Origin of the sequence: Marinobacter lipolyticus, assembly GCF_018424605.1 — a bacterium.
In the GTDB taxonomy this organism is placed as follows: Bacteria; Pseudomonadota; Gammaproteobacteria; order Pseudomonadales; family Oleiphilaceae; genus Marinobacter; species Marinobacter lipolyticus_B.
In genome coordinates this window covers 206892-233748 of sequence record NZ_QTKT01000003.1, presented here as the reverse complement: position 1 = coordinate 233748, position 26857 = coordinate 206892, and the positions used below count along the sequence as shown (strand labels likewise).

The following is a 26857-nucleotide window of genomic DNA, read 5'->3' as shown; positions in this document are numbered from 1 at the left end:
GCTGTTTTTGCGGTACATTGTGAACACCCGACGCGCCCAAGACCATTCGCCATCAAGGACCCTCATGGTTCAGAACACCGCCATCGAACCCGGCTTCCACGCCATCCACGCCAACCACCTGGAAGATCTGCGCCGGGCCGTGGTGTACATCTGCCGGCAGAATCCCATGCCGCCGCTGCAGAGCGAGACCTTTCTGGTGCAGAGTAACGGCATTGCCCAGTGGCTGAAGCTGGCGCTGGCGGAGAAGCGCACCGACGATGGCGTGGAAGGCGGGCTGGGCATTGCTGCGGGCATGGATTTCCTGTTCCCCGCACGCTTTATCTGGCAGGCGTACCGGGCGGTACTGCCCGACGGTGAGGTACCGGAACAGTCCCCCTTCGACAAATCCCGGCTGGTCTGGCGGCTTTATCGCTTGCTACCGGCGCTGGTGAGGCAGCACGACGCCTTCACCCCCCTGGCGCGATTCCTGGACGGCAGCGATACCGACCTGCGCAACTTCCAGTTAGCCGAAAAAGTGGCGGACCTGTTCGACCAGTACCAGGTGTTCCGTGCCGACTGGCTGGCCGCCTGGGAGCAGGGCAAGGATGTGGTGATCACCGCCCGGGGCGAAGAAAAGGCCCTGGATGCGGAGACCCTCTGGCAGCCGATGCTCTGGCGGGCGCTGGTTGAAGACGTCGGCAGTGAAGCCCATACCAGCCGTTCGCAAATCCACACCCGCTTTATGGAGCAGGGCCAGCGCATCACTCAACCTGCCAATCCGGGCCGCTTGCCCAAACGGATCGTGGTGTTTGGCGTGTCATCCCTGCCCCGGCAGGCGCTGGAAGCGCTGTACGTCCTGAGCCGCTTCAGCCAGGTGGTGCTGTGCGTGCACAACCCCTGTCAGTTCTACTGGGCCGACATCATCAGCGACCGGGAACTGCTGAAAGCCGAACGCAAGCGCGGCGCAGTGCACCCGGTGTTGTCGCAGATTGACGATCCGGACCAACTGCATCAGCACGCCAACCCGCTGCTGGCCGCCTGGGGCAAGCAGGGCCGGGACTACATTCGCCTGCTGGATGAATTCGACAACCCTGACGATTACCGCGCCAGCTTCCAGACCCCGGGCCAGAAGATCGATATTTTCACCGATCATGGCGATGCGGATTCGCCCTGCCTGCTGCACCAGTTGCAGAACGATATCCACAACCTGACGCCGCTGCAGGAGATCCGCGCCCAGAACCGCACGGTGGATCTGGCCCGCGACCATTCCGTGGTGTTCCACGACGCCCACGGCCCCCAGCGGGAGGTGGAAATCCTGCACGACCAGTTACTGGCCTCCTTCAACGCCGACGAGACTCTGCGGCCCCGGGATGTGATCGTGATGGTGCCGGACATCAACGTCTACGCGCCACACATCCAGGCGGCGTTCGGGCGTTACTCGCCCGGGCGCAAGCGCCACATTCCGTTCACCATTTCCGACCAGGGCCAGCGCCACCACGAGCCGGTGCTGATTGCCCTGGAAACCCTGATGTCGCTGCCCCGCAGCCGCTTCGGCGTGAGCGAGATCATCAGCCTGCTGGAAGTGCCCGGCATCCGCGACCGCTTTGATATCGGCGAAGACGACATCCCCCTGGCCCGGCGCTGGGTGGAAGGCGCCAACATCCGCTGGGGCCTGCATGGCCAGCACCGGGAAAGCCTGGACCTGCCGGCGGAGCTGGATCGCAACACCTGGCAGTCTGGCCTGCGCTCCATGCTGCTCGGTTACGGCATGGGCGACGACGAACCCTGGGGCGGGGTAGAACCCTATGGCGAGATCGGCGGCCTGCAGGCCAGCCTCGCAGGGCGGATCGGCGAGTTCGTGCACCAGTTGGAAACCCTGTGGCAGGCCCTGCAAACCACTCGTACCCCGGAACAATGGGAAGCCCTGTTTTCCATCATGCTCGAGCAGTTTTTCCACAAGGTGGAAGGCCAGGACCTGCTGTTGCTGAACCGCTTCCGCCGCCAGCTGGAGCAATGGCTGGAAGATGCTCTGGCCGCCGGGCTCGATCACCAGCCGCTTCCCCTGAACATCGTCAAGGACGTGTTGTTGCAGGGCCTGGACGAAGGCGGCCTGAACCAGCGCTTCCTGGCCGGCAAGGTGAACTTTGCCACCCTGATGCCCATGCGGGCCATTCCCTTCCGCAAGGTGTGCCTGCTGGGCATGAACGACGGCGACTACCCCCGTTCCCGCCCGCCGGTGGATTTCGACCTGATGGCCCAGGACTATCGCCCCGGTGACCGTTCCCGCCGGGAAGACGATCGCTACCTGTTCCTGGAAGCCCTGCTGTCGGCCCGGGAACAGCTCTACATCAGCTGGGTCGGGCGAAGCATCCGGGACGACTCCGAACGGCCGCCGTCGGTGCTGGTGGGCCAGTTGCAGGATCACCTGGACAGCCTGTGGACAGTGGCCGGGCAACCGGAAAAAGCGGTCACCAGGGCACTGACCACCCAGCACCCGTTGCAACCCTTCAGCCGGGACTATTTCCCGAAAGCTAATGGCGTGGGCGAAGGCGAAGAGGCCCAGCCCCGACCCCTGGCCGAGATACGGCAAACCCGCGGACTGTTCACCTATGAACGGGAATGGCGCAGCGCCCACGGTGTCGACGCCACCGGGCAGGCCAGTCAGCCCCTGCCATACCAGGCGCCGGAAGAGCCGCTCACCCTGAGTGACCTGGCCAACTTCCTGAAAAAGCCCATTGATACCTTCTACCAGCGCCGGCTGCAGGTGCGGTTTGACGCCGTGGAAGACGAGGACACGGACAACGAAAACTTTGACCTGAACGGTCTGGACCGCTGGCGCCTCGACAACGAGCTGATTGGTGAAAGCGTGCTGAAAGCTACCAGCGAGGAAGAACTGCACGAACGGCTGGAAACCACCCTGGACCGCATGGCCCGGCGGGGCGACCTGGGCATGGGGGTGACCGAACATCGCCTGCGCACCGAACTGGCTGGCCGACTGCCGGACCTGTTCGAGCGCTATCGCGGTGCCCTGGCCGACTGGCCGGAAGCGGTGGCCGAGCCGTTAGCGTTTGAGTATTGCTATTCGGATAGCACCGGGGCTGTCGAGGTGGCGGACCTGATCGACAACCTGCGCTGCAATCCCGAAGGACAGCTGTGCCGGCTGGTGATCGCCGGCTCTGGCCTGCTCACCGGCTCCGGCTACTCGAAGAAAGTGCGCTACGCCAATCTGCTGCGGGACTGGGTGATCCACCTGGCCGGGCAGCTCAGCGGCCAGCCCTTCGACACCCTGATTCTGGGCAAGGAAGAAGGCCGCAAGTTTCACTTCCCGATGATGGCACCCGAGCAGGCACGCCAACACTTCGACGCCCTTCTCGGCCGCTGGATGGACGCCACCACCCGGGCACTGCCGGTTCACTGCGACGCCGGATTTGCCTGGATCACCAGCTTCTACGGCGGCAAGAAGTACGTGGGTGACCACGAGCGCGCCACCAGCGAAGCAGAGCAGGCCTACACCACCGCGCTGGAACGGGACACCGGCTACCTGCACGGGGCGTTTGACAGCCCGGAAACCCTGATGGCCAGTGGCGAGTTCGAAGCGCTGCTGCACCAGCTTTATGTGCCGGTGTGGGAAGCGGAGCAGGGCAAATCCGCCGCCGAACAGGTGGGCTATCCGGAGGAGCAGGCATGAACCAGGCAACCGACAACCGCAATCCAAACCTGAACCCGCTGGCGCTGCCCCTGAACGGCAGCGCGCTGATCGAGGCCAGTGCCGGCACCGGCAAAACCTTCACCATCGCCATCCTGTACGTGCGGCTGATACTGGGCCACGGCCAGAGCGACGACAGCCCGCTGCAGAACCTGCTGCCGCCGAACCTGCTGGTGGTGACCTTTACCGACGCCGCCACCAAGGAACTGCGGGACCGAATTCGCACCCGGTTGACCCAGGCCGCCGACGTGTTTTCCGACGCCGCCGACCGTCTGGAGCCGACACCGGAAACTGCCCTGATCCACAAGCTGCGGGATGACAGCTACCCGGACCCGGCCACCTGGCCCGACTGCCGCAAGAAACTGCTACTGGCCGCCGAGTGGATGGACGAGGCGGCCGTCTCCACCATCCACGGCTGGTGCAACCGCATGCTCAGCGAGCACGCCTTCGACAGCGGCAGCCTGTTCAAACTCACCCTGGAAACCGACCAGAGTGAGCTGCTGGACGACGTGGCCCGGGATTACTGGCGCACCTTTGTGTACCCCCTGCCGCCGGCGCTGATGGACGAAGCCCTCAGCCACTGGAAAACTCCCACCGACCTGCGCAAGGCAGTGCGCAACCTGATCGACGACCCGGACGCCCTGGGCCAGCCGCCGGAGAGCGTGCACCAGGCCATCGATGGCGTGGTCCGCCAGCGGCTGGCACGGTCCAGTGAGCTGAAAGCCTATCCCTGGGCCCAGTGGCAGCAGGAGGTCACCGACCTGCTGAACGATCTGAACAAACGCAAACGCCTGCACGGCGCCAGCAAGAACGCCATGCTCAAAGTATGGGAATTCCTGGTCGCCTGGGCCGGTTCCGACGAGCTGCTGCCGGAGAAACTCGACAGCGCCGCCGGCTTCAGGAACCAGACGCCCAAAGGCCTGGGTAACATTCTGAAGGGAGATGACCCCGCGCCCCATCACCCCGCCTTCGACGCCATCGACGCCTTGCTGGAATTCGGTCAGAACCAACCCAGCGCCAAGTCCGACATCCTGCGCCACGCCAGCCACTGGATCGCCGACCGGCTGGAGAAGGAAAAGCAGCAGCGCTCGGAGATGGGCTTTGATGACCTGCTCACCCGCCTGGACGACGCCTTGCACGGCCCCCGGGGTGATCAGCTCGCGGCCACCATTCGCCGCCAGTTCCCGGTGGCGCTGATTGACGAATTCCAGGACACCGACCCGGTGCAGTACCGCATCTTCAACCGGGTCTACAACGTCGAAGCCAACCACCCTGACACCTGCCTGCTGATGATCGGCGACCCGAAACAGGCCATCTACGGCTTCCGGGGCGCGGACATCTACACCTACCTGCAGGCTCGCCTGGGAGTGCAGGCCCGCACCTACACCCTGGGTACCAACTACCGCTCCGCCAAAACCATGGTCAGCGCGGTGAACCGGGTGTTCGAACACAGCGACCAGTACAGCCCCCGGGGCGCCTTCCTGTTCGGCAAGGGCGACAGCACGCCGCTGCCGTTCCAGGGCGTGGATGCCAACGGCACCAAACGCCTGTGGGCAGTGCAGGGTGAGATCCAGCCCAGCCTGGTGTTCTGGACCCAGGAATCCGGTGAAGAAGACAAGGAAGGTAATCCGAAGGGGCTGGCCAAAGGCACTGCCACCGCCGAAGTCGCCGAAACCTGCGCCAGCGAGATCGCCCGCTTGCTGACCCTGGGCCAGGCCGGGCAGGCCGGTTTTGCCCAGGCGGAAAACCCCGCGGATCTGGAACCGGTAGCCCCCAAAGACATCGCCGTGCTGGTCAATAATCGCAACGAGGCGGCGGCGGTGCGGGACGCCCTGGGCCGACGGCGCATCAAGAGCGTGTACCTGTCGGACCGGGATTCGGTGCTGACCTCCCGGGAAGCGAGCGAAATCTTGTGCTGGCTGCGGGCCTTCGCCGAGCCCCGGCAACTGGCGCTGATTCGCGCCGCCCTGGCCACCCCCACCCTGGGCCAGAGCTGGCAGGTGCTGGATCGGTTGTTAACCGATGAGCAGGTGCTGGAGGCGGAGATCGCCCGCTTCGAAGGTTACCAACACCAGTGGCAGACACAGGGCGTGCTGCCCATGCTGCGCAGCTTCCTGATGGATTTTGAAGTGCCGGGCCGTCTGCTGCAAAGACCAGACGGTGAGCGAAGACTTACTGACATTCTGCACATTGCCGAGTTGCTGCAGCAGGACAGCCTGCAACTGGACGGCGAACACGCGCTGGTGCACCACTTTACCCAGATTCTCCGGGCGGCCGACGAAGAAGACGAACACCGTACCCTGCGCCTGGAAAGCGACGCCGGGCTGGTGAAGGTGATCACCGTGCACAAATCCAAGGGCCTGGAATACCCACTGGTGTTCCTGCCCTTCGGCACCGCCTTCCGGGCGGAGAACCAGAAGCAGGCCTACGTGCGCTACCACGATGACACTAGCAAGCTGGTCACGGTGTTTGATCCGACCCCGGACGACATCGATAAAGCCGATCAGGAACGCCTGGGCGAAGACATCCGCAAACTCTACGTGGCCCTGACCCGGGCCCGGTTTGCCACCTGGGTGGGCGCCGCCGCACTGGACAACTGGCATCAGAGCGGTTTGGGCTACGTGCTTGCAGGTACTCCCGAACAGGGTCTCCTGCCGTCCTTGGCACCAATGGCGCAGGATCGGCCGGAAATCGCCATTACTCCGCTGCCGGAGCCCGATGAAACTGTGTTCATCGAAACCGCCCCGGAGGCCCTTGGGCCGGCGCTGGTCCCCCATCGCGAAGCCAAAGAGGACTGGTGGATTGCCAGTTACTCCAGCATTGAGTACACCGGCATGGCAGGCACCGGCATCACCTTCACCGGCGAGGTGGAAGACGCCCAGACCCAGAACCTGCTGGAAGAAAGCGCCCAGGAGGACACCGACGACACACCGGCGGCCCCCGGCGCGCGCAACCATCACCACTTCCCCAAGGGCGCCGGCCCCGGCACCTTCCTGCACGAGCTGCTGGAATGGTGCACCGCCCAGGGCTTTCAACGGGTACTGGACCACCCCGAGCTGCTGCACGCTCAACTTTCACGCCGCTGCGGCACCCGGGGCTGGAGCGAGTGGGTGGAACCGCTGCACCAGTGGCTGCTGGCGCTGATCCGCAAACCCCTGACACTGGATCGTGACGGTCGGGAAACTGTCAGCCTGGCGCAATTGACCAGCCTGCGCCCGGAGCTGGAATTCTGGTTTGAGAGCCGCGACGTCAATATCCGGCAACTTGACCGTCTGGTCACCCAGCACACCCTGAACGGCGCCGACCGTCCTCAGGCTGAGCCCAGCCTGTTCAACGGCATGCTCAAGGGCTTTATCGACCTGGTGTTTGAACACCAGGGCCGGTATTACGTTCTGGACTACAAATCCAACACCCTGGGCGAGGACGACCCGGCCTATACCGACCAGGCCATGGGCCAGGCCATCCTGGACAAGCGCTACGACCTGCAATACGTGCTCTACCTGCTGGCCCTGCACCGGCTGCTGAAAGCCCGGCTGCCCGGCTATGACTACGATGAGCACATCGGCGGCGCGGTCTACCTGTTCCTGCGGGGGGTGAATGCCCCCAACGGGGGTGCCTTTACCGACAAACCACCCAGAGCGCTGATGGAACAGCTGGACGCCCTGTTCGATGGCGCGCCGATCACCGGGGAGGTGGCCGCATGAGCCGCACCCGCAACACGGAGAATCAGTTTGCCCTGGACCTGGGGGACGACACGCCCATGAGGACCCCAAACACGGGTCAGCGGGAGCCTGTGGATAACGCCCACCGCCTGGCCACCCTGAGCGACACCGAAGCGCTTTTAGCACAGTGGCAACAGGCCGGCTGGATTCGCCCGCTGGATACCGGCTTTGCCCGGCTGATCCGGGAGCTCAGCGAAGAGCAGGGCGATACCCCGCAGCCGCTGGTGCTGCTGTTGGCGGCGCTGACCTCCCACCAGGTGGGCCGGGGTCACGTGTGCATTGACCTGGCCACGCTGCTGGCCGATGCCGGCCACACCCTGGCGTTGCCGCCGGAGGAACCGGCAAAGCCAACCCTGACCGACATCGAAGCCGCCGATCTGGCCGAAACCCATCCCCAGGATCTGCTGGCCCGGGTGCAACTGGACGATTGCCTGATCGCCCTCAGGCATTCACGTGCGGTCAGCGACGGCTCGGTGCCGGCACCGCTGGTGCTGAACGGCACCCGGCTGTATCTGCGCCGGTTCTGGCGCTATGAACAGCGCATTGCCGAGGGCATCCGGCAGCGGCTGGCGCTGCCGTCGCCTCTGGCCGACCCGCAGTCGGTCGCCGCACTTACCCTGTCCCGGGCACTCGACACGCTGTTCCAGTCAAAAGAACCGGTGGATTACCAGAAGCTTGCCTGCGCCCTGGCCGCCCGCAACGGCTTTGCGGTGATCACCGGCGGCCCGGGTACCGGCAAGACCACCACCGTGGTGAACCTGCTGGCCGCCCTGCAGGCCGTCGCTGGGGAAAGCCCCGAACGGGCAGGGTACAAGTATCGTATCCGCCTGGCCGCACCCACCGGCAAGGCCGCCGCCCGCCTGAACGAATCCATTGGCGGCGCAGTCAGCAGATTGCCACTGGCAGCGCTGCCCGGTTCGGTCGAGCTGGAGGACATTCCCACCAAAGTGACCACCCTGCACCGGTTGCTGGGCAGCCGGCCAGACACCCGCCAGTTCCGCCACCACCGGGACAATCCGCTGCTGGTGGACATCCTGGTGATCGACGAAGCCTCCATGGTGGATGTTGACCTGATGGCCTCGGTGTTCGACGCCCTGCCCGCCCACGCCCAGTTGATCCTGCTGGGCGACAAGGACCAGTTGGCTTCGGTAGACGCCGGTGCGGTTCTGGGCGAACTCTGCCAGCGCGCCTTCGACGCCCACTACACCCCGGATACGGCCGAGTGGCTGGCCGCCATCACCGGCGCGCAGGTACCCGATAGCCTTGTGGATAAAGCAGGCCAACCGCTCGACCAGGCTGTGGCCATGCTGCGCAAGAGCTACCGTTTCAGCGAGGACAGCGGCATTCGCCAGCTGGCGGAGGCGGTGAATACCCGGGCGCTGACGCCCACGATCCAGAAGCAGATCCGGGAGGAGGCCTTCGAGGACGTAATCTGGCTGAACGGGAATTCGCCGAGACCTGATCCTGAACAGACGCTGGCGCTGATCTGCCAGCACGCGGTGACCGGTTCGCCCGGCGCTTTCCGCAACACCGGGGAAGGCAGAACCGTGAATGAGGCAGTGATTCCACCGCCCGTTGGCTATCGCCACTATCTGGAATTGATGAAAAATTCCGGTCTGACGGCGGACAGTCCCCGGGAAGACTGGGACACCCACGCCAAAGCGGTGCTTGAAGCGTTCAACGACTTCCAGATGCTCTGCGCCCTGCGCCGGGGCCCCTGGGGTGTCGAGGGCCTGAACCAGCGTATTGCGCATCATCTGCTGGCTGAAAAATTGATCGACAGGACGGAAGGCTGGTACCCCGGACGCCCCGTGCTGATAACCGGCAACGACTACAACCTGGGCCTGATGAACGGTGATATCGGCATCACCTTCCGTGTGCCGTGGGACCGAACGCCTGACGGCGCAGCGGCCTATGCCCTGCGTGTGGCCTTCCCCAGCGGCGATGCCGACGGCGGCATCCGCTGGATTTCCCCCAGCCGCCTGCAGCAACTGGAAACCGTGTATGCCATGACGGTACACAAATCCCAGGGCTCGGAGTTCAACCACACCTGCCTGGTGCTTCCCGACAGACTCAGCCCGGTGCTCACAAAAGAGCTGGTCTACACCGGCATCACTCGGGCGAAGAATTGGTTCAGCCTGATTACCGGAGATGCGCAGGTGTTCAAAGACAGCGTAGAGCAACAGGTGGTGCGGGCCTCAGGATTAGCGCTTCGTCTGGGAGAAGACTAACACCAAAGCCCGATGCGACGGTGAGGAGGGGAAGCCCTTCCAAAACCGTGCGGAGCCAGGGATGGCGGAGCCCGAGCGTCACATGGATGTGCCGAAGGAGCGTGTTTTGGAAGGGCTTCCCCTCCTCACTGTTCGCCACTCCGATGCTGCTGTTCCCAAAGATTTGCATAGTAGCCGCCGGCGGCCAGCAGTTCGCTGTGGCTTCCACTTTCAACGATACGGCCACCATCCATCACCAGAATCGTGTTGGCATCGCGAATGGTGGACAGCCGGTGGGCGATGACCAACGTTGTGCGCTGACGGCTGACTTCTTTCAACGCACCGAGGATCGCTTGTTCGGATAACGAATCCAGTGACGACGTAGCTTCGTCCAGAATCAGCAGCGGCGGGTTTTTCAATATCACCCGGGCGATCGCCACCCGCTGCTTTTCGCCGCCGGACAGCTTGAGCCCCCGTTCGCCCACCTTGGTGTCATAGCCTTCCGGCAGGCTGTGGATAAAGGCCTCCAGATGCGCCAACCGCGCTGCCCGGTGAACCTCTTCTTCCGTCGCATCGGGGCGGCCATAGGCCAGGTTCCGGTAGAGGGTGTCGTTGAACAGCACCGTATCCTGCGGAACCACACCAATGGCGGACCGCAGGCTGTCCTGGGTAACCTCGCGAATGTCCTGACCATCAATCCGGATGGCGCCTTGGTTGAGGTCGTAGAACCGGAACAACAGTCGGGCGAGGGTGGATTTACCCGCACCGCTGGCGCCAACCACCGCCACGGTGTGCCCGGCGGGGATGGTGAAGTCCACATCCTGCAGAATCGGGCGGTCCGGTCGGTAGGCGAAGTGGATGTGTTCGAAACGCACTTCTCCGTTATTAACGGCCAGTGGTCTGGCATCAGGCGCGTCCTGAATGGCGGGCTGGTCACCGAGCAGCTTGAACAGCCGCTCCACGTTCACCAGCGCCTGGCGGATTTCCCGGTAGACAAAGCCCAGCGCGTTCAGGGGAATGAACAGCTGCAGCAGGTAGGCGTTGATCATGGTGAAATCGCCGAGGGTGATCTCACCGCTGGCCACCTCCTGAACGGCCATGGCCATGATCACAATCATCGCCACACCGATAATCAGTGCCTGGCCGGCGTTCAGGGTGGCCAGTGACAGGCGGTTCTTCAGTCTCGCCTGCTCCCAGTCATCCAGATTCTGGTCGTACAGCTGCGCCTCGTGACGTTCGTTATTGAAGTATTTGACCGTCTCGTAATTCAGCAGGCTGTCGATGGCTCGGGAGTTGGACTGGTTATCGCGGGCGTTGGCCTCCCGCACGAACTTGGTACGCCACTCGGTAATCCTGATGGAAAACACGACGTAGACCACCACCGCCACCAGAATGGCCAGCACGTAGCCAACGTTGAACACCACCAGCAGAATGCCAGCCACCAGCAGGATTTCCAGAATGGTGGGCACGATGTTGAACAGGGTAAAGCGCAGCAGAAAGCTGATGCCGTTGGTGCCGCGTTCGATGTCCCGCGCCAGCCCCCCGGTTTTGCGGTCCAGGTGAAACGCCAGTTCCCGGTTGTGGAGATGCTCGAACACCCGCAGGGACACCCGCCGCATGGCCCGCTCCGCCACCCGCGCGAATACCGCATCCCGCAGTTCGTTGAACAGAGTGGCGCCAAACCGCAACGCCCCATAGGCCACTACCAGTACCACCGGAATCCACAGCAGCATATCGGCGCCGCGATTCTGGTCGAGATAATCTACGATGTATTTCAGGGCAATTGGCGTGGCCACCGTTGCCAGTTTCGCCAGCACCAGCAAGCTCAGCGCCAACGCCACCCGACCCCGGAATTCCGTTAAATAGGGCCAGAGGCCGGAAATAATTTTCCAGTCCGGTTTGTGGTCTGCCGGGTAGTCGTGATCGGCGTAGGGGCGCACTGAGAGTATCCTTTGACAGCTTTGTCGGATTACGCTGGACTAATCCGACCTACGAGGGAACTCTCAATTCTGGGAGGCCGCGTGGGTGGAGGGTCCTTCCGGGACCGTCAAAAGCCATGGATGGCTTTTGCCGAGCGTACATGGACGTATTTACAGCGTGTCCCGGAAGGACCCTCCACCCATGCGGGCTCTTCCCGAAGGTATGATAGGTCTTGTCCCGAGAACAAACCGTATTGAAGCAGGAGTCTACAGCACCACTAGCAAAGGAGACACATCATCAGAACCCGTCACCGCAAAGCACTGAAACTCGTTATCGAGTTCATCAGCCCCTATCGCCGGGCCGTTGCCGGTGCCTTGGTGGCACTGGTGATCACCGCCGGGATTACCCTGGGGCTCGGCCAGGGCCTGCGAATCCTGGTGGACCAGGGCCTGGCCACCGAGTCGCCAGAGAATCTGGCCAGGGCCATCGGGCTGTTTTTCGTATTGGTGCTGGGCCTGGCGTTCGGGTCGTTTGCCCGCTTCTATCTGGTGTCCTGGATCGGTGAACGGGTGGTGGCGGACATTCGCAAGAAGGTGTTCAACCACCTGATCGATCTGCACCCGGGCTTCTTCGAGCAGAACCGGGCTCTGGAAATCCAGTCGCGGTTTACCGCTGATACCACCGTGCTGCAGTCGGTGATCGGCTCCACGGTGTCCATTGCGCTGCGCAATGCGCTGATGCTGGTTGGCGGGTTACTGCTGCTGTTCATCACCAACGCCAAGCTGGCCAGTATCATTCTGTTGGGCTTTCCGTTGGTGATCGCGCCCATCCTGTTCTTCGGCCGACGGGTGCGGGCGCTGTCCCGGATCAGTCAGGACCGGGTCGCGGATGTGGGTAGCTACGTGGGCGAAAACCTGACCCAGATTAAAACCGTTCAGGCGTTCAATCATCAGCCCCACGATCGGCGCTTTTTTGCGGAAGTGTCCGAACGGGCCTTCGAGATTGCCCGGCAGCGCATCCGTCAGCGCGCCTGGCTGACCACACTGGCCATTTCGCTGGTGATGGGGTCGGTGGGCGTCGTGATCTGGATCGGCGGCCTGGACGTGATCCACGGCCGCATCAGCCCCGGTGAACTGGCGGCCTTTGTGTTCTACAGCCTGTTGGTGGGTGTGGCGGCCGGTGCGATCAGTGAGGTGATCGGTGAGCTGCAGCGGGCGGCGGGGTCGGCGGCGCGGCTGTTCGAGCTGCTGCAGACCGAGCCGGACTTTGTTCGCGACAGCGGCATCACCGTTCTGCCGCAACCTATCCACGGGGAGATCCGGCTGGAACACCTCGGGTTCAGTTACCCCGGCCGCAGTCAGCAACCGGCCCTGATCGACCTCTCACTTACGGTAAATGCGGGAGAAACCCTGGCTATCGTTGGACCCTCCGGGGCCGGTAAGTCCACTCTGTTCGATCTGTTGCTGCATTTCTACCAGCCTACTGACGGTCGCATCCTGATTGATGGTCTGGATACCGCAGAGCTGTCACTGGAATCCCTGCGTCGGTGTTTCGCGCTGGTGCCGCAGAATCCTGCCCTGTTCCATGGAACGGTGGCAGACAACATCCGCTACGCCCGCCCGGAAGCCAGCCAGGCGGATGTGGAGCAGGCGGCACGGATTGCTCACGCCGATGAATTTATTCGTCACCTGCCTCAGGGCTACGACACCCGCCTCGGCGATGCCGGCCTGGGGCTGTCCGGGGGCCAGAAGCAGCGCCTGGCCATTGCCCGGGCGTTACTGGCGGATGCCCCGGTGCTGTTGCTGGACGAAGCCACCAGCGCCCTGGACGCGGAGAGCGAAAATCTCATCCGGCAGGCCATGCCGGCGCTGACGGCCGGGCGCACCACCCTGGTCATCGCTCATCGCCTGGCGACGGTCCGAGACGCGGATCGCATCGCGGTGCTCGACCAGGGCCGACTGCTGGCGGTCGGCACCCACGACGAACTGATGCGGTCCAATAGCCTCTATCAACGGCTGGCCAGACTGCAGTTTCGCGACCATGCGGCCTGAGGGCGACAATAGTCGGTTTGTTTCCTGTCACCGTACTACTTACACTGGTAAATGAAACTTTCGAACCTGAACCCAGGGAGAATGGCAAAGTGAGCAATAAAGAATTGCAGGCACTCAAAGAACGCTACGTTGCAGCGGGCGCGGCAAGTCCCAATGAGCAGTTTGCCGACCACGCGACCAACGCGGAACTGTGGGATGCTGACGGCAAACGCATGATCGATTTTGCCGGCGGTATCGGTGTCCTTAACATTGGCCATCGCCATCCTAAAGTGGTGGAAGCGGTCAAGGCCCAGCTCGACAAACTCATGCACACCTGTCAGACGGTGATGCCCTACGAGGGCTACGTCAAGCTGGCGCAGAAGCTCAGCGAAGTGGTTCCGGTCAAGGGACACGCCAAGGTCATGCTGGCCAACTCCGGGGCGGAAGCGCTGGAGAACGCCATGAAGATTGCCCGGGCAGCAACGGGCAAGACCAACGTGATCTGTTTCGACGGCGGCTACCATGGCCGCACCTTCTACACCATGGCGATGAACGGTAAGGCAGCTCCCTACCAGACCGACTTCGGCCCCATGCCGGGCACCGTCTACCGGGCACCGTACCCGGTGCCGTATCACGGCGTCAGTGAAGACGAAGCACTTCGTGGCCTGAAGATGACTATGAAAGCGGATTCGCCGGCTCACAACACCGCCGCGATTGTTATTGAACCGGTGCTGGGTGAAGGCGGTTTCTATGCCGCGCCGACCAGCTTCCTCAAGGAAATCCGCAAGATCTGCGACGAAAACGACATCCTGATGATCGTGGATGAAGTGCAGAGTGGCTTCGGCCGTACCGGCAAGATGTTTGCGATTGAACACAGCGGTATCGAGCCGGACCTGATGACCATGGCCAAGAGCATGGCGGACGGTATGCCGATTTCCGCCATTGTCGGTACCGACAAGCACATGGACGCGTCCGGTCCGAATTCCCTGGGCGGCACCTACACCGGTAGCCCGACGGCGTGTGCCGCGGCGCTGGCGGTTTTCGATGTGTTCAAGGAAGAGGACATTCTGGGTAAGGCCCAGGCCCTGGGCGAGAAGCTGAACAAACGCTTCAGCCAGTGGCAGGAGCAGTTCGAGCATGTGGATAACGTTCGCAACCTCGGGCCCATGGCGGCCTTTGAGTTGGTGGAGAGCAAATCCAGCCGCACGCCCAAGCCGGAGCTTGCCGCCGCGGTCACCAAGAAGGCGAAAGAGAAGGGGCTGATTCTGCTCAGCTGTGGCATGTACGGCAATACCCTGCGTTTCCTGATGCCGGTCACCATCGAGGACAAGGTGCTTGAAGAAGGCCTGGCCATCGTTGAGGAAAGCCTGAAGGAAGTGGGCGCCTAAACACCACACAGGCGACTGCCAGCGCAACAAGCCGGGCCTTCGGGTCCGGCTTTTTTGTGGGCGGCGGCCGGCGTCTTACTTCAGACTTTCGATTCGTCGTATACTGCCGGGAGTTTTCCGCCGGGTCCAAGGGGCCTGCGGCTGTTTCACCAACCAGGCTGAACCATGACTTCTCCGCACACCTCCAACATTCCGGACCACAAGCCAAGGCCCTGGGTCGATTTGCTGGTCAGTATTATCATCCCCTCCGTAATCCTGATGAAATTCAGTGGCGACGAGCACCTTGGCAGCGTGAATGCGTTGCTGATCGGGCTCGCCTTTCCCCTGGGCTGGGGACTCTTTGAGCTGATCCGGTATCACAAGAAGAATTTCATCGCCGTGCTGGGTTTGATCAGCGTCGGCCTGACCGGCGGCATCGGCCTGCTGGAGCTGGATGCCGGGTGGCTCGCGGTCAAGGAAGCGGCGATACCGGCCATCATCGGGCTGGCGGTGCTGATTTCCACCCGAACCCGCTACCCGTTGGTGCGAACGCTGCTGTATAACCCCTCGGTGCTGAACGTCGACAAGATCCAGGCGGCGCTGAAAGAGCAGGGCAGCGAAGCGGAGTTCGAGGCGCGGTTGTTGAAGGCCACCTACTTTTTCAGCCTGACGTTCCTGTTCTCGTCGATCATGAACTACGTGCTGGCTCGCTGGATTGTGGTCAGCCCCTCCGGCACCCAGGCATTCAACGAGGAGCTGGGGCGGATGACCCTGGTGAGCTATCCGATGATCGCCATTCCCTCGATGATCATGATGATCGCCATCTTTTACTACCTGTGGCGCTCCATTCGCCGGCTGACCGGTTATACCCTGGAAGAGGTCATGGCACCGCACCTGGCCGCCCAGCACGACAGCGGCAAGTAAGAGGTTCTTCAGCAATAGTCTGATTTAAATAAAAAAGGCGACCAACTGGTCGCCTTTTTTTGTGCTGACTGAGCGCCGGTGATCAGACGTCCAGGTTGGTGACTTCCAGCGCGTTGGTCTGGATGAACACACGACGGGGTTCAACGTCGTCGCCCATCAGGGTGGTGAAGATCTGGTCCGCCGCGATGGCGTCTTCGATGGTCACCTTCATCATGCGACGGGTTTCCGGATCCATGGTGGTTTCCCACAGCTGGTCCGGGTTCATCTCGCCCAGTCCCTTATAACGCTGGATGTTCAGCCCCCGCTGCGCTTCTTTCATCAGCCAGGCCAGGGCACCTTCGAACGACAGCACCGACTGCTTGCGCTCGCCCCGCTGAATATAGGCGCCTTCCTCGATAAGTCCGTCCAGGGTTTCACCCATGCGCGCAATGGCGGCGTAGGACGACGACTCGAAGAATTCGTGGTTGAACACGTGGGTGTACGGAATACCGTGCACGTAAATCGTCACCTTGGGCAGGTACAGATTGCGCTCGGCATCCTTCTCCACCGAGAAGGTGTATTTGGTGCCGGTCCGGGTATCGAGATCCAGGCCGTCGCCCAGACGCGCGACCCAGCGAGCCACCACGGTTTCGTCCTTCAGATCTTCCGCTTTCAGCGTGACGTTCTGCAGCATCTGCTCCAGTACCTTGGCGGGGAACGCGCGGGACAGGCGCTCGATCATCGCCATCACCGCCTGATAGTCCTTCACCATGGTTTCCAGGGCCGAGTCCTTGATCGCCGGTGCTTCCGCATTGACGTACAGCTGGGCCCCTTCCAGGGCGGTCTGGGTCAGGTAGGCAACCTTGGCCTTCTCGTCCTTCAGGTACTGTTCCTGTTTGCCGCGCTTGACCTTGTACAGCGGGGGCATGGCAATGAACACATGGCCGCGCTCGATGATTTCCCGCATCTGGCGGAACAGGAAGGTGAGCAGCAGGGTCCGGATGTGGGAGCCGTCCACGTCGGCGTCCGTCATGATGATGATGGAGTGGTAGCGCAGTTTTTCCGGGTTGAATTCTTCCCGGCCAATGCCACAGCCCAGGGCGGTGATCAGCGTGCCCACTTCCGCGGAAGACAGCATCTTGTCAAACCGCGCTTTTTCCACGTTCAGGATTTTACCCTTGAGCGGCAGGATGGCCTGAGTCTTGCGGTCCCGGCCCTGTTTGGCGCTGCCGCCGGCCGAGTCACCCTCCACAATGAACAGTTCTGACAGAGCCGGATCTTTCTCCTGACAGTCCGCCAGTTTCCCCGGCAGACCGGCGATGTCCAGTGCGCCCTTGCGGCGGGTCATGTCACGGGCCTTGCGAGCGGCCTCACGGGCCCGGGCCGCTTCGATCATCTTGTTGACGATCAGCTTGGCCTCGTTGGGCTGTTCCTGGAGAAAATCGGCAAACGCCTGGTACAGCTCCTGCTCAACGGCGGTCTTCACCTCCGAAGACACCAGCTTGTCCTTGGTCTGGGAGGAGAACTTCGGGTCCGGCACCTTCACGCTGATGATCGCGGTCAGGCCCTCACGGGCATCGTCGCCGGAGGTGCTGACCTTGGCTTTCTTGCCGAGACCTTCGTGCTCGATGTAGTTGTTCAGCGAGCGGGTCAGGGCTGCCCGGAAGCCAGCCAGGTGGGTGCCACCATCGCGCTGGGGAATGTTGTTGGTGAAGCAGTAGATGTTCTCCTGGAACGCGTCGTTCCACTGCATCGCCACTTCCACCGCAATGCCGTCTTCGCGATCCTTGTTGAAATGGAAAACCCGGTTGATGGGCGTCTTGTTGCTGTTCAGGTGCTCAACGAAGGCTCGCAGCCCGCCTTCGTATTCGAATACCTCTTCCTTGCCACTGCGCTCATCGGTCAGGCGAATACGCACGCCGCTGTTGAGGAAGGCCAGCTCCCGCAGGCGCTTGGCGAGGATGTCGTAATGGAATTCGATGTGGGTAAAGGTTTCCGGCGAGGGAATGAAATGCACCTTGGTGCCGCTGGCATCGGTATCACCCACCACCGCCAGGGGGGAATTGGGTACCCCGTGGGTGTAGCTCTGCTCGTAGACTTTCCCTTCGCGGCGGATCGTCAGCGTCAGTGTGGAGGAGAGGGCGTTTACAACGGACACGCCAACCCCGTGGAGACCGCCGGACACCTTGTAGGAGTTGTCATCAAACTTACCACCGGCATGGAGCACGGTCATGATCACTTCCGCCGCCGACACACCCTCTTCTTCGTGGATGTCCGTGGGAATGCCGCGACCGTTGTCCTTGACCGACACCGACTCGTCCGGGTGAATGATGACCCCGATTTCCGAACAATACCCTGCCAGAGCCTCGTCGATGGAGTTATCCACCAGCTCGAAAACCATGTGATGCAGCCCCGTGCCATCATCGGTATCACCGATGTACATGCCAGGGCGTTTGCGAACCGCATCCAGTCCTTTCAAGACTTTGATACTAGAGGAATTGTAGTTCGATTCACTCATTAGGAGACTCCTGAAGGGTGATTACCGGGTCCGGTCAGGGTGGCTGCTCATTGGCAGAACCACGCGTTGCCACCCGGGTCTTATTCTTCCGTCAATGTGCCATGTTCCACGTGGAACATTCGATAATCCGGTTTCGTGTCCTGCCAGAGTTCCTCTGGCCGGGGCGATTCGATGGAGGTGATAAAAACCTGACACCGCAATTCGTGAAGCTTGGTTGCCAGCATCGCCCGGTGACCGACATCCAGCTCCGCGTTGATGTCATCAAGCAAAAACGTCACCTGCTTACCCAGCGAGCTCAGAACCATGCCCTGAGCGATTTTCATCAGAATGACCAGCGTCTTCTGTTGGCCGCGGGAAAAAGTCTCCGCCACCGGACGACCCTGAAACCGCATTTTTATATCCGCGCGATTGGGGCCATACAGCGTGTGGCCCATTCGCAGTTCCTGCTCCCGATGAGATGCGAGCACGTCCGCCAATGACTGGCTGGTATCCCAGCCCGGGTGGAAGTCCATTTTCATGCCCTCAACCCAGGGCGCATCCACTTCGCGGACCAGTCTGGCGAACGCTTCCCGGAACAGGTCAAAGGCGGCCCTGCGAGCCTCCGTCAGACGGTCAGCAAGCAGGGTGTACTGTTTGTCCCAGACACGGATCAAAGCGTCGTCTAGTCTACCATTTCTCAGCGTTTGATTCCGCTGTGATGTCACTCTTTGGCATTGCTGCCAAAGACCTGCAAACGAAGGTTCCACGTGGAACACTGACCAGTCCAGAAATTGACGGCGTTTGCCCGGTCCACCCGCAACGATCTCGAAAACGCCGGGGTCGATTACCGATACCGGCAGATGTCTGGCCAGGGCGGACAGGTTCTTCACCGCTTCCCCATCCACCCTTAACGTGGTTTCCTTGAGCCCTACATCCCGGCCGAATCCCAGACGATGTCTCAGCGCATCGCCATACTCCGCCGGTTCTTCGCTCCCCGTCAGCCCCTGATCAAGGCCACCGAATACGGTGAGCCGTTGCTCACCATGGCTGACCACCGCCTGATGCCGACTGACCCGAAAAGATCGCCCCAGTCCGAGATAGCCAATGGCCTCCAGCACGCTGGTTTTGCCACTGCCATTTTCGCCAAACAACAGATTGAAGGACGGGGAAAAAGAAACAGGCGCAGAGGTGAGGTTGCGGAAATTTTCCGTTTGCAGTTTGACCAGCGCCATAGAGTCAGGACATTCCGGAGCGTGTATCGAAAAGAAAAAGGCAGCGTCCGCGGTGCGAATGCTGCCTTAGTGTACAAAACCCAAGGTCCGAAGGCGACGCCGGTATTATCACCAAGCCCTCGGCACCGACCGCGTCAATGCAACATGTTTAGTCGCTCATCCATAAACACATCCATTTCCGGCGCGAGGATGTGTACATAGCGGTCAAAATACAGGAACTGCTTGAGCAGCAGCGCGAACTCCCGCGGGAAATGCAGGCCGTGGCTCTCACCGATCTTCACCATGTCCATCAGGATGTTATTCACATCGTCTTCCGCCTGTTCCGCCTCATAGGGCACCTGGTCCGGAACCATCCTGTCCATCTGCTGATAGAGCCTGCGCAAATCCGCGGCCAGCGCCGACACTTCAACGTGCTCCCGGGTGATTCCGATTCGAATCATCGCGTCCGCCATGCCATCGAAGTTACCCACCATGATGGCGGAGATAAAGTCACTGACGGCCTGCCAGGTGTCCGGGCGAATCCGCCCCACAATGCCAAAATCAATGAACCCCACGCGGCCATCCTTCAGCACCATCAGATTTCCCGCATGCACGTCGGCGTGAAAGAACTCGCACTGGGTCAGGCTGGAGAACCAGGTGTTCATGGCGGTAATCAGCGTACGCTCCGGATCCCGCGCGTAACCGCGGATACTCTCCAGGTCCGTCAACGGCACACCGTGGAAACGCTCCATGGTGAGAATCCGGCGGGTGCTGCAGTGTTCGTACACCAAAGGTACCGCGGCGTCCTCATTGTGGGTGTTGTGGAGAAAATCCCGGAACACTTTGAGGTTGTTAGCTTCCTTGATGAAGTCACACTCTTCCATCATGGTGCGCTGGATTTCTTCCACAATACCGGACAGCGAGGTCCAGGACAGTTTCGGAGCCAGCGTCTCGAGGATTTTGGCCGACAGGAAAAGAAAATTGAGGTCGGTCAGCAGGATGTTTTCCACACCCGGCTTCTGGACCTTGATCACCACGTCTTCGCCGCTGACCAGCCGGGCAGCGTGGACCTGGGCGATGGACGCCGACGCCAGCGCCACCGGATCAATCTCGGAGAACACCTCTTCAATAGGACGACCCAGCTCATCGCGAATGATCTTGCGGATCACGCCGAACGGGAGATTCGGCGTTTTATCGAGGCAGTACTGGAATTCCTCAACGTATTCCTTGGGAAAGAACGTCGGGGAACTGGCGATGAACTGGCCCAGCTTGATGTAGGTGGCACCCAGGGATTCGAAGGTCTGTCTGAGTAACCGCGGCGCGGGTGGCCGCTCCCCACGCAGCCAGTTGACGCCGGTGCGCCCAAGCACCGACACCGTCTGACCAATGCGGAATGCGCCTTTGATACCGTTATTCACCGTTCCGAAAACCATTTCATCCCTCACCTTGTCCTGAATCCGATGTTTATCCACACCCGCGACATCAGAAAGCGCCACCCTGGCAGCGGCCCGGTTCGCCTGATGCTACAGGCGCATGGGCATGACCACGTACAGACAGCGATTGTCGTTCTGGGCTTCGATCAGCGCACTGGCATTGGGATTGGACAGGGTGATCTTCACCTGTTCTTCGTCCAGTGCGTTCATCACATCCACCAGATAGCCTACATTAAAGCCGATCTGCAGTGATTCGCCCTGATACTCCACCGGCAGCGCGTCTTCGGCCTGTTCCTGATCCGGGTTGTTGGCGAACACCTGCAGCTCGTTCGGCGCCAGATTCAGACGCACCCCACGAATGTTTTCATGGGACAGGATACCGGCCCGCTGCAGGGTGTTCTTGAGCGTGGACCGGTCGGCGAGCACCACTTTATCCCCGCCCCGCGGAATAACCCGGTTGTAGTCGGGGAATTTGCCCTCGATGAGTTTGGAGGTGAAGGTATAACTGCCCACGGTGGCACGCAGGTGGTTGTCCCCGATCACCAGCGTTACCGGTGTTTCCACGTCGTCCAGCAACCGCGCCAGTTCCAGCACACCCTTGCGCGGCACGATCACCTGTTTAAGATCGCTGCCGGTGGGCAGATCGAAATGAGCCATCGCCAGCCGGTGGCCGTCGGTGGCCACCGTACGCACGTGCCCCTGGTCCACTTCCAGCAGCAGACCATTCAGGTAATAGCGCACGTCCTGCTGGGCCATGGCGAATGCGGTGGCATCCAGCATCCGGCCCAGTTCTTTCTGTGGCAGTTCCAGCCGGAAACTCTCGGCCTCGTCTTCCACATTCGGAAAATGCTCCGCCGGCAGTGTTGACAGGGTGAAATGGCTGGCGCCGCAACGCAGATGCAGGCGATCCCCTTCCAGCGCCAGCTCGATCGGCGCCTCGTCCCCCAGAGCACGGCAGATATCCGCCAGCTTGCGGGCCGGCACGGTGATTTTACCGGGCTGATCCACATGCACCGGGGTAATCCGGCCAACCAGTTCCACTTCCATGTTGGTGCCGGTCATGGTGAGGGTATTGTCCTCCGCCACCAGCAGCACATTGGACAGTACCGGCATGGTCTGTTTTTTCTCGACAACCCCGGCGATCGACTGCAGGGGGGTAAGCAATGATTCTCGGCTGATCGTCAGTTTCATGGCACTCAGCATTCTTCTTCCGGAAGGTGAATGTTGTCGGCAACCAACCCGCTATCAGGTAGTCAGCAGCCTCATAAAATTCTGATAATCCTCACGGATACTGGGATCCGTCTCCTGCAACTCAATAATCTTCTTGCAGGCGTGCAGCACCGTGGTGTGATCGCGGCCGCCAAACGCATCGCCAATTTCCGGCAGGCTGTGGTTGGTCAGCTCCTTGGACAGCGACATGGCCACCTGGCGCGGTCGGGTCACCGTCCGCGTCCGCCGTTTGGACAGCAGATCGGCGACCTTGATCTTGTAATACTCCGCCACCGTGCGCTGAATATTGTCGATACTGACCTGCTTTTCATGCAGCGCCAACAAGTCTTTCAGGCTCTCCCGGATAAAGGGAGGCGTGATTTCCGATCCGGTGAAGTGAGCATTCGCTATCACCAGACGAAGCGCGCCTTCTAGCTCTCGCACGTTTGAGCGAATTTTTTGGGCGATAAAGAACGCCGCCTCGCTGCTGAGCTTGACGTTCGCCTGCTCGGCTTTCTTCATTAGAATCGCGACGCGGGTTTCCAGTTCCGGTGGCTCGACCATCACCGTCAGGCCCCAGCCGAAACGGGATTTCAGCCGCTCTTCCATGTCGACGATTTCTTTCGGGAAGCGGTCACAGGTCACGATCACCTGCTGGCCACCCTCCAATAACGCATTGAAGGTGTGGAAAAATTCTTCCTGAGACCGTTCCTTGCGGGCGAAAAACTGGATGTCATCAATCAGCAGCGCATCCACCGACCGGTAGTAGCGCTTGAATTCATTGATGGCGTTTAACTGTAACGCTTTCACCATGTCCGCCACGAACCGCTCCGAGCGCAGGTACGCCACCTTGGCGGACGGATTGCGACGCACAATGTCGTTGCCGATGGCGTGCATCAGGTGGGTTTTACCAAGCCCGACACCACCATAAAGAAACAGCGGGTTGTAGGCGCCGCCCGGGTTCTCCGCCACCTGCATGGAGGCCGCACGGGCCAACTGGTTGGACTTGCCTTCCACGAAGGTTTCAAACGTGAAGCCTTCATTAAGGAAGCTCTGATGCTTGATATCGCCTTCAACCTGGACCGTCCGCCGCTCCCTGTCGTTTTTCGGCTTGACCGACGACGACACCACCGTTGCGGCCACGCCCCGTTCCTCTTCGGTCACGCGACTGGTGGCCTCCTCCTGGGCGGCGTTACCGGCATCGTTACCGGGGTCCGACCGCACCACCAGGTCGCCGGCACGGGGCGCGGAGCCCACCTTCATATTGACCCGGGGAGCCTGCCCGCCATTCAGGTCCTTCAATACCTCTTCTATGCGCCTGAGATACTTTTCGTTCACCCAGTCCATCACAAACCGGTTGGGCGCAAACAGCATCAGCTGACCTTCGCGATGGTCAGACTGCAGGGGCCTCAGCCAGGTATTGAACTGTTGGGCGGGAAACTCGTCCCGGAGTACTTCTAGACATTGATGCCAGATGGTGTTCGGCACGACAGCCTGCCTCCGATGCCTCAGGAATTTCTCGAAACGAATCAGCTGCAAATCGTTCTCAGAGATGACCCGGAATTCTAACCCGCGGGCCCCGCAAGTAAAAGAGCGAAAAGCCACTCATGAACAGCCTGTGGAAATCTATTTTCTTTTTTTTCAATTTTTTACAGACTTACCTACAGCCTTGTGTACAGAAAATTCATCTCCGAAAGGTTACCCACAGGCCTGTGTGTATACCCTGCCGTTAACCCTGTGTGCAGACCTTTGACGGATACAGGGATAACTTCGGTTTTTCACCCGAGGCCAGGTTACCCACAATCCATGCCTGGCCTGTACACAGGCCTCAGGGAGCCTTTTCAACCCCTTTGTAAACCGAGCAAGCTACTGTTTTCTAGCGCTAAAGATCGCTTATCCACAGAAAACGTGCTCAGTAATAACAGTAATAATTAATCCTTAAGAAAATTAACAAAAGACTTACTACTATGATTAGTGGCGGGACAACTTCGCCCCTTCGATCTGGTTCCCGGAGATCCGCATTCCTGCCTACGCAATAACCATTGAATTCATTCGCCACTTTGCATAGAATGCCGCTCCTGTTTTGGCTGTTCATTTTCCAGCCAACCATGAATTTTCCAATACCTGTAATGTGAGACCATCACCATGAAAAGAACGTTTCAACCAAGCGTACTGAAGCGTAAGCGCGTTCACGGTTTCCGTGCCCGCATGGCCACTGCCAACGGTCGCAAAGTGATTTCCCGTCGTCGTGCGAAAGGTCGTGTTCGTCTGTCTGCGTAAGACATCGTTCGCTTCATGAAGGCGTTGGGTTTTCCGAAATCGCACCGGTTGCTGACACCGAAAGATTACGGCCAGGTCTTCAACGACGTCCAAATCAGAGTTCCGCACCGGAATTTTCTGATCCTGGCTACACCCAACACATTGGGTCATGCCAGGATCGGACTGGTGTTTTCCAAGAAGAATCTGAAACTTGCCGTACAGAGAAACCGCGTGAAACGGCGGGTACGGGAAACCTTCAGGCTTCAGCCCGATCTACCGGCGCTGGACATTATTGTTCTTGGCAGACAGGGTCTGAGCCAGCTTGATAATCACACCCTGACTGCAACAATGACCGATCTCTGGTCACGCCTGATCAGAAAGAGCCGTCATAGCCGGGCGTCAACTCCCGACGCATCCTCTGCTGGTAAAGGAACGGATTAATGCGCAAATTGCTGCTTCTCCCGATCCGCTTTTACCAGTACGCCATCAGCCCGATGATGGCCAGTCACTGCCGGCACTATCCAACCTGTTCCCAGTATGCCGTTGAGGCCATCACCCAACACGGTGCGCTAAAAGGGCTTTTTCTTGCCACCCGACGCTTGTTGAGGTGTCATCCCTGGGCCGAAGGCGGTTATGATCCGGTACCGGGCACCCATTCCCATAACTCGAACCAGACTGAACAGTAAGTTTATGGATATTCAACGCATTGTATTGTTTGCCGGCCTCGCTATTGTCAGTTACCTGATGGTACTTGCCTGGAACGAAGATTATCACCAGCCGCAACAGCAGCCCCAGGTTACCGAAAACGCCAGTGTCTCCGGACAGACCGGGCGCGGTGAGGACCTGCAACTGCCCGACGGATCGGAAACCAGTGATAACGAGGAGTTTTCTACTCCGGAAACCGGCGCCCCCAGTGTCAGTAGCAGCAACGGTGTTGATAGCAGTGACAACCTGATCACCGTCACCACCGACGTCTATGAGCTGACCATCGATCGTGTTGGCGGCAACCTGGTGGAATCCTCACTGCTAAAGCACGACAAGTCCCTCGACAGCGAAGAACCGCTGAAAATCCTGACCAACGCCGGTAACCGCACTTATGTCATGGAAAGCGGGCTGATTGGCCGTGACGGGATCGACAGTCGCCGCAATGGCGGTGCCCCGGTGTATGACTCTGCCGCCACCCGCTATGAGCTGTCTGACGACGCCAGCGAACTGGTCGTGGACCTCACCCATACCACCGCCGACGGGGTCGAGATTACCAAGCAATACCAGTTTGCCCGCGACAGTTATGAGATTGGCGTGCGTTACCTGATCAATAACCAGTCAGCAGATACCTGGCAGGCCAACCTGACCGGAAAGATCGTGCGGGACCAGGCACCGGATCCAACCGCCCAGAACAGCCTCGGTATCCAGGCCTTCCTGGGAATGGTGGTCAGCAGCCCGGAAGACCCTTACGAGAAATACGATTTCAGTGATCTGAACGAGAACCCGATCAACCGCTCGGTGACCAACGGCTGGCTGGCGTTTCTCCAGCATTACTACCTGGCGGCCTGGGTACCGGAGCGGGATCAACCGGCCCAGTTCCAGACCACACAACGCGGCCCGCTTTATGTGATGGGCTTTGTTTACCCAGCCACCACCGTGGCTCCCGGTGAAACCGCGGAAGTGGGCGCCCGTGCCTACGTCGGGCCGAAGATCATCGATCGCCTGGAAGCGGTGGCTCCGAACCTCGACCGCACCGTTGATTTCGGCTTCCTGTTCTTCATCGCCCTGCCGCTGTTCATCGTGCTGGAATGGTTCTATGGTCTGGTGGGCAACTGGGGCGTGGCGATCATTCTGTTGACGGTGCTGGTCAAGGCGGTGTTCTTCCATCTGTCCGCCACCAGTTACCGCTCCATGGCGCGTATGCGGGCGGTAGCCCCCCAGCTGACCCGGCTGAAGGAACTGTACGGCGACGATCGCCAGCGCATGTCGCAGGAAATGATGGCGTTGTACAAGCGGGAGAAAATCAATCCGCTGGGTGGCTGTCTGCCGATTCTGGTGCAGATGCCGGTGTTCATCTCCCTGTACTGGGTGCTGTTCGAAAGCGTTCAGCTTAGGCATGCCCCGTTCATGCTGTGGATCAATGACCTGTCAGTGATGGATCCCTACTTCATCCTGCCGATTCTGATGGGCGCCAGCATGTTCCTGCAGATGAGCCTGAACCCGACGCCGCCGGATCCGATGCAGGCGAAGATCATGAAGATGATGCCGCTGATCTTCACCGTGTTCTTCCTCTGGTTCCCGGCCGGTCTGGTACTGTACTGGCTGGTGAACAACATTCTGTCCATTGCCCAGCAGTGGTACATTACCCGCAAGATTGAAGCGCAAGTCGCGGCGAGAAAGCACTGATCGGCACAGATCAGCGCTGA

General features: G+C 60.6%; 16 protein-coding genes. 10 read left to right on the top strand and 6 right to left on the bottom strand.

Features of this window, described 5'->3' with window-relative positions; translation table 11 throughout:
- Positions 1-64 precede the first annotated feature (64 nt).
- From recC to recD, 3 genes are read left to right on the top strand one after another with little or no spacing between them, the layout of a single operon-like run.
- Positions 65-3667 carry an exodeoxyribonuclease V subunit gamma gene (gene recC / locus DYI22_RS05750; protein ID WP_213477084.1) on the top strand — a complete coding sequence of 1201 codons (3603 nt, stop codon included), beginning with the start codon at positions 65-67 and terminating at the stop codon, positions 3665-3667.
- Positions 3664-7389, top strand: a complete 3726-nt coding sequence (gene recB, locus DYI22_RS05745; RefSeq protein ID WP_213477083.1) for an exodeoxyribonuclease V subunit beta — start codon at positions 3664-3666, stop codon at positions 7387-7389. The genes recC and recB overlap by 4 nt, the downstream gene beginning before the upstream one ends.
- Positions 7386-9638, top strand: a complete 2253-nt coding sequence (gene recD, locus DYI22_RS05740; RefSeq protein WP_213477080.1) for an exodeoxyribonuclease V subunit alpha — start codon at positions 7386-7388, stop codon at positions 9636-9638. Before recB ends, recD begins: the two co-directional genes overlap by 4 nt.
- Before the next feature lie 125 nt (positions 9639-9763).
- Here the strand turns inward: recD and DYI22_RS05735 are convergent, their stop codons facing one another.
- On the bottom strand, positions 9764-11557 hold the full coding sequence (locus tag DYI22_RS05735) for an ABCB family ABC transporter ATP-binding protein/permease (RefSeq protein WP_213477079.1): 1794 nt from the start codon (positions 11555-11557) through the stop codon (positions 9764-9766).
- Between the two features lie 300 nt (positions 11558-11857).
- Between DYI22_RS05735 and DYI22_RS05730 the strand changes: the two genes are divergently transcribed.
- From DYI22_RS05730 to DYI22_RS05720, 3 genes are all read left to right on the top strand, one after another.
- Positions 11858-13588 carry an ABC transporter transmembrane domain-containing protein gene (locus DYI22_RS05730; RefSeq protein ID WP_213477303.1) on the top strand — a complete coding sequence of 577 codons (1731 nt, stop codon included), beginning with the start codon at positions 11858-11860 and terminating at the stop codon, positions 13586-13588.
- 89 nt (positions 13589-13677) lie between these two features.
- Positions 13678-14955 (top strand): 4-aminobutyrate--2-oxoglutarate transaminase, encoded by a 1278-nt coding sequence (gene gabT / locus DYI22_RS05725; RefSeq protein ID WP_213477078.1) that lies wholly within the window; start codon positions 13678-13680, stop codon positions 14953-14955.
- A gap of 165 nt (positions 14956-15120) precedes the next feature.
- Positions 15121-15858 (top strand): VC0807 family protein, encoded by a 738-nt coding sequence (locus DYI22_RS05720; protein WP_213477077.1) that lies wholly within the window; start codon positions 15121-15123, stop codon positions 15856-15858.
- 82 nt (positions 15859-15940) lie between these two features.
- Here DYI22_RS05720 and gyrB read toward each other — a convergent pair whose 3' ends face one another.
- From gyrB to dnaA, 5 genes are all read right to left on the bottom strand, one after another.
- A complete protein-coding gene (gene gyrB / locus DYI22_RS05715; RefSeq protein WP_213477076.1) occupies positions 15941-18355 on the bottom strand; it encodes a DNA topoisomerase (ATP-hydrolyzing) subunit B in 2415 nt (804 codons plus the stop codon).
- A gap of 80 nt (positions 18356-18435) precedes the next feature.
- Positions 18436-19566, bottom strand: coding sequence for a DNA replication/repair protein RecF (gene recF / locus DYI22_RS05710; RefSeq protein ID WP_213477075.1), 1131 nt, complete (start codon positions 19564-19566; stop codon positions 18436-18438).
- A gap of 134 nt (positions 19567-19700) precedes the next feature.
- Positions 19701-20978 carry an ABC1 kinase family protein gene (locus DYI22_RS05705; protein ID WP_213477074.1) on the bottom strand — a complete coding sequence of 426 codons (1278 nt, stop codon included), beginning with the start codon at positions 20976-20978 and terminating at the stop codon, positions 19701-19703.
- Positions 20979-21068: 90 nt separating this feature from the next.
- Positions 21069-22169: a DNA polymerase III subunit beta gene (dnaN, locus tag DYI22_RS05700; RefSeq protein ID WP_213477073.1), complete on the bottom strand. Its 1101-nt coding sequence runs from the start codon at positions 22167-22169 to the stop codon at positions 21069-21071.
- A gap of 54 nt (positions 22170-22223) precedes the next feature.
- The gene (gene dnaA, locus DYI22_RS05695) at positions 22224-23675 is read right to left on the bottom strand and encodes a chromosomal replication initiator protein DnaA (RefSeq protein WP_213477072.1); all 1452 of its coding nucleotides are present in this window, start codon (positions 23673-23675) and stop codon (positions 22224-22226) included.
- Positions 23676-24332: 657 nt separating this feature from the next.
- Here dnaA and rpmH point away from each other — a divergent pair.
- Genes rpmH through yidC form a run of 4 tightly spaced genes read left to right on the top strand, consistent with a single transcriptional unit; the run spans position 24333 to position 26837 of the window.
- Positions 24333-24467 carry a 50S ribosomal protein L34 gene (rpmH, locus tag DYI22_RS05690; protein WP_082146510.1) on the top strand — a complete coding sequence of 45 codons (135 nt, stop codon included), beginning with the start codon at positions 24333-24335 and terminating at the stop codon, positions 24465-24467.
- 15 nt (positions 24468-24482) lie between these two features.
- Positions 24483-24887 carry a ribonuclease P protein component gene (gene rnpA / locus DYI22_RS05685; RefSeq protein WP_213477071.1) on the top strand — a complete coding sequence of 135 codons (405 nt, stop codon included), beginning with the start codon at positions 24483-24485 and terminating at the stop codon, positions 24885-24887.
- Complete coding sequence (gene yidD / locus DYI22_RS05680; protein WP_213477070.1) at positions 24887-25132, top strand: membrane protein insertion efficiency factor YidD; 246 nt, start codon at positions 24887-24889, stop codon at positions 25130-25132. The genes rnpA and yidD overlap by 1 nt, the downstream gene beginning before the upstream one ends.
- Before the next feature lie 4 nt (positions 25133-25136).
- On the top strand, positions 25137-26837 hold the full coding sequence (gene yidC, locus DYI22_RS05675) for a membrane protein insertase YidC (RefSeq protein WP_213477069.1): 1701 nt from the start codon (positions 25137-25139) through the stop codon (positions 26835-26837).
- Positions 26838-26857 lie beyond the last annotated feature (20 nt).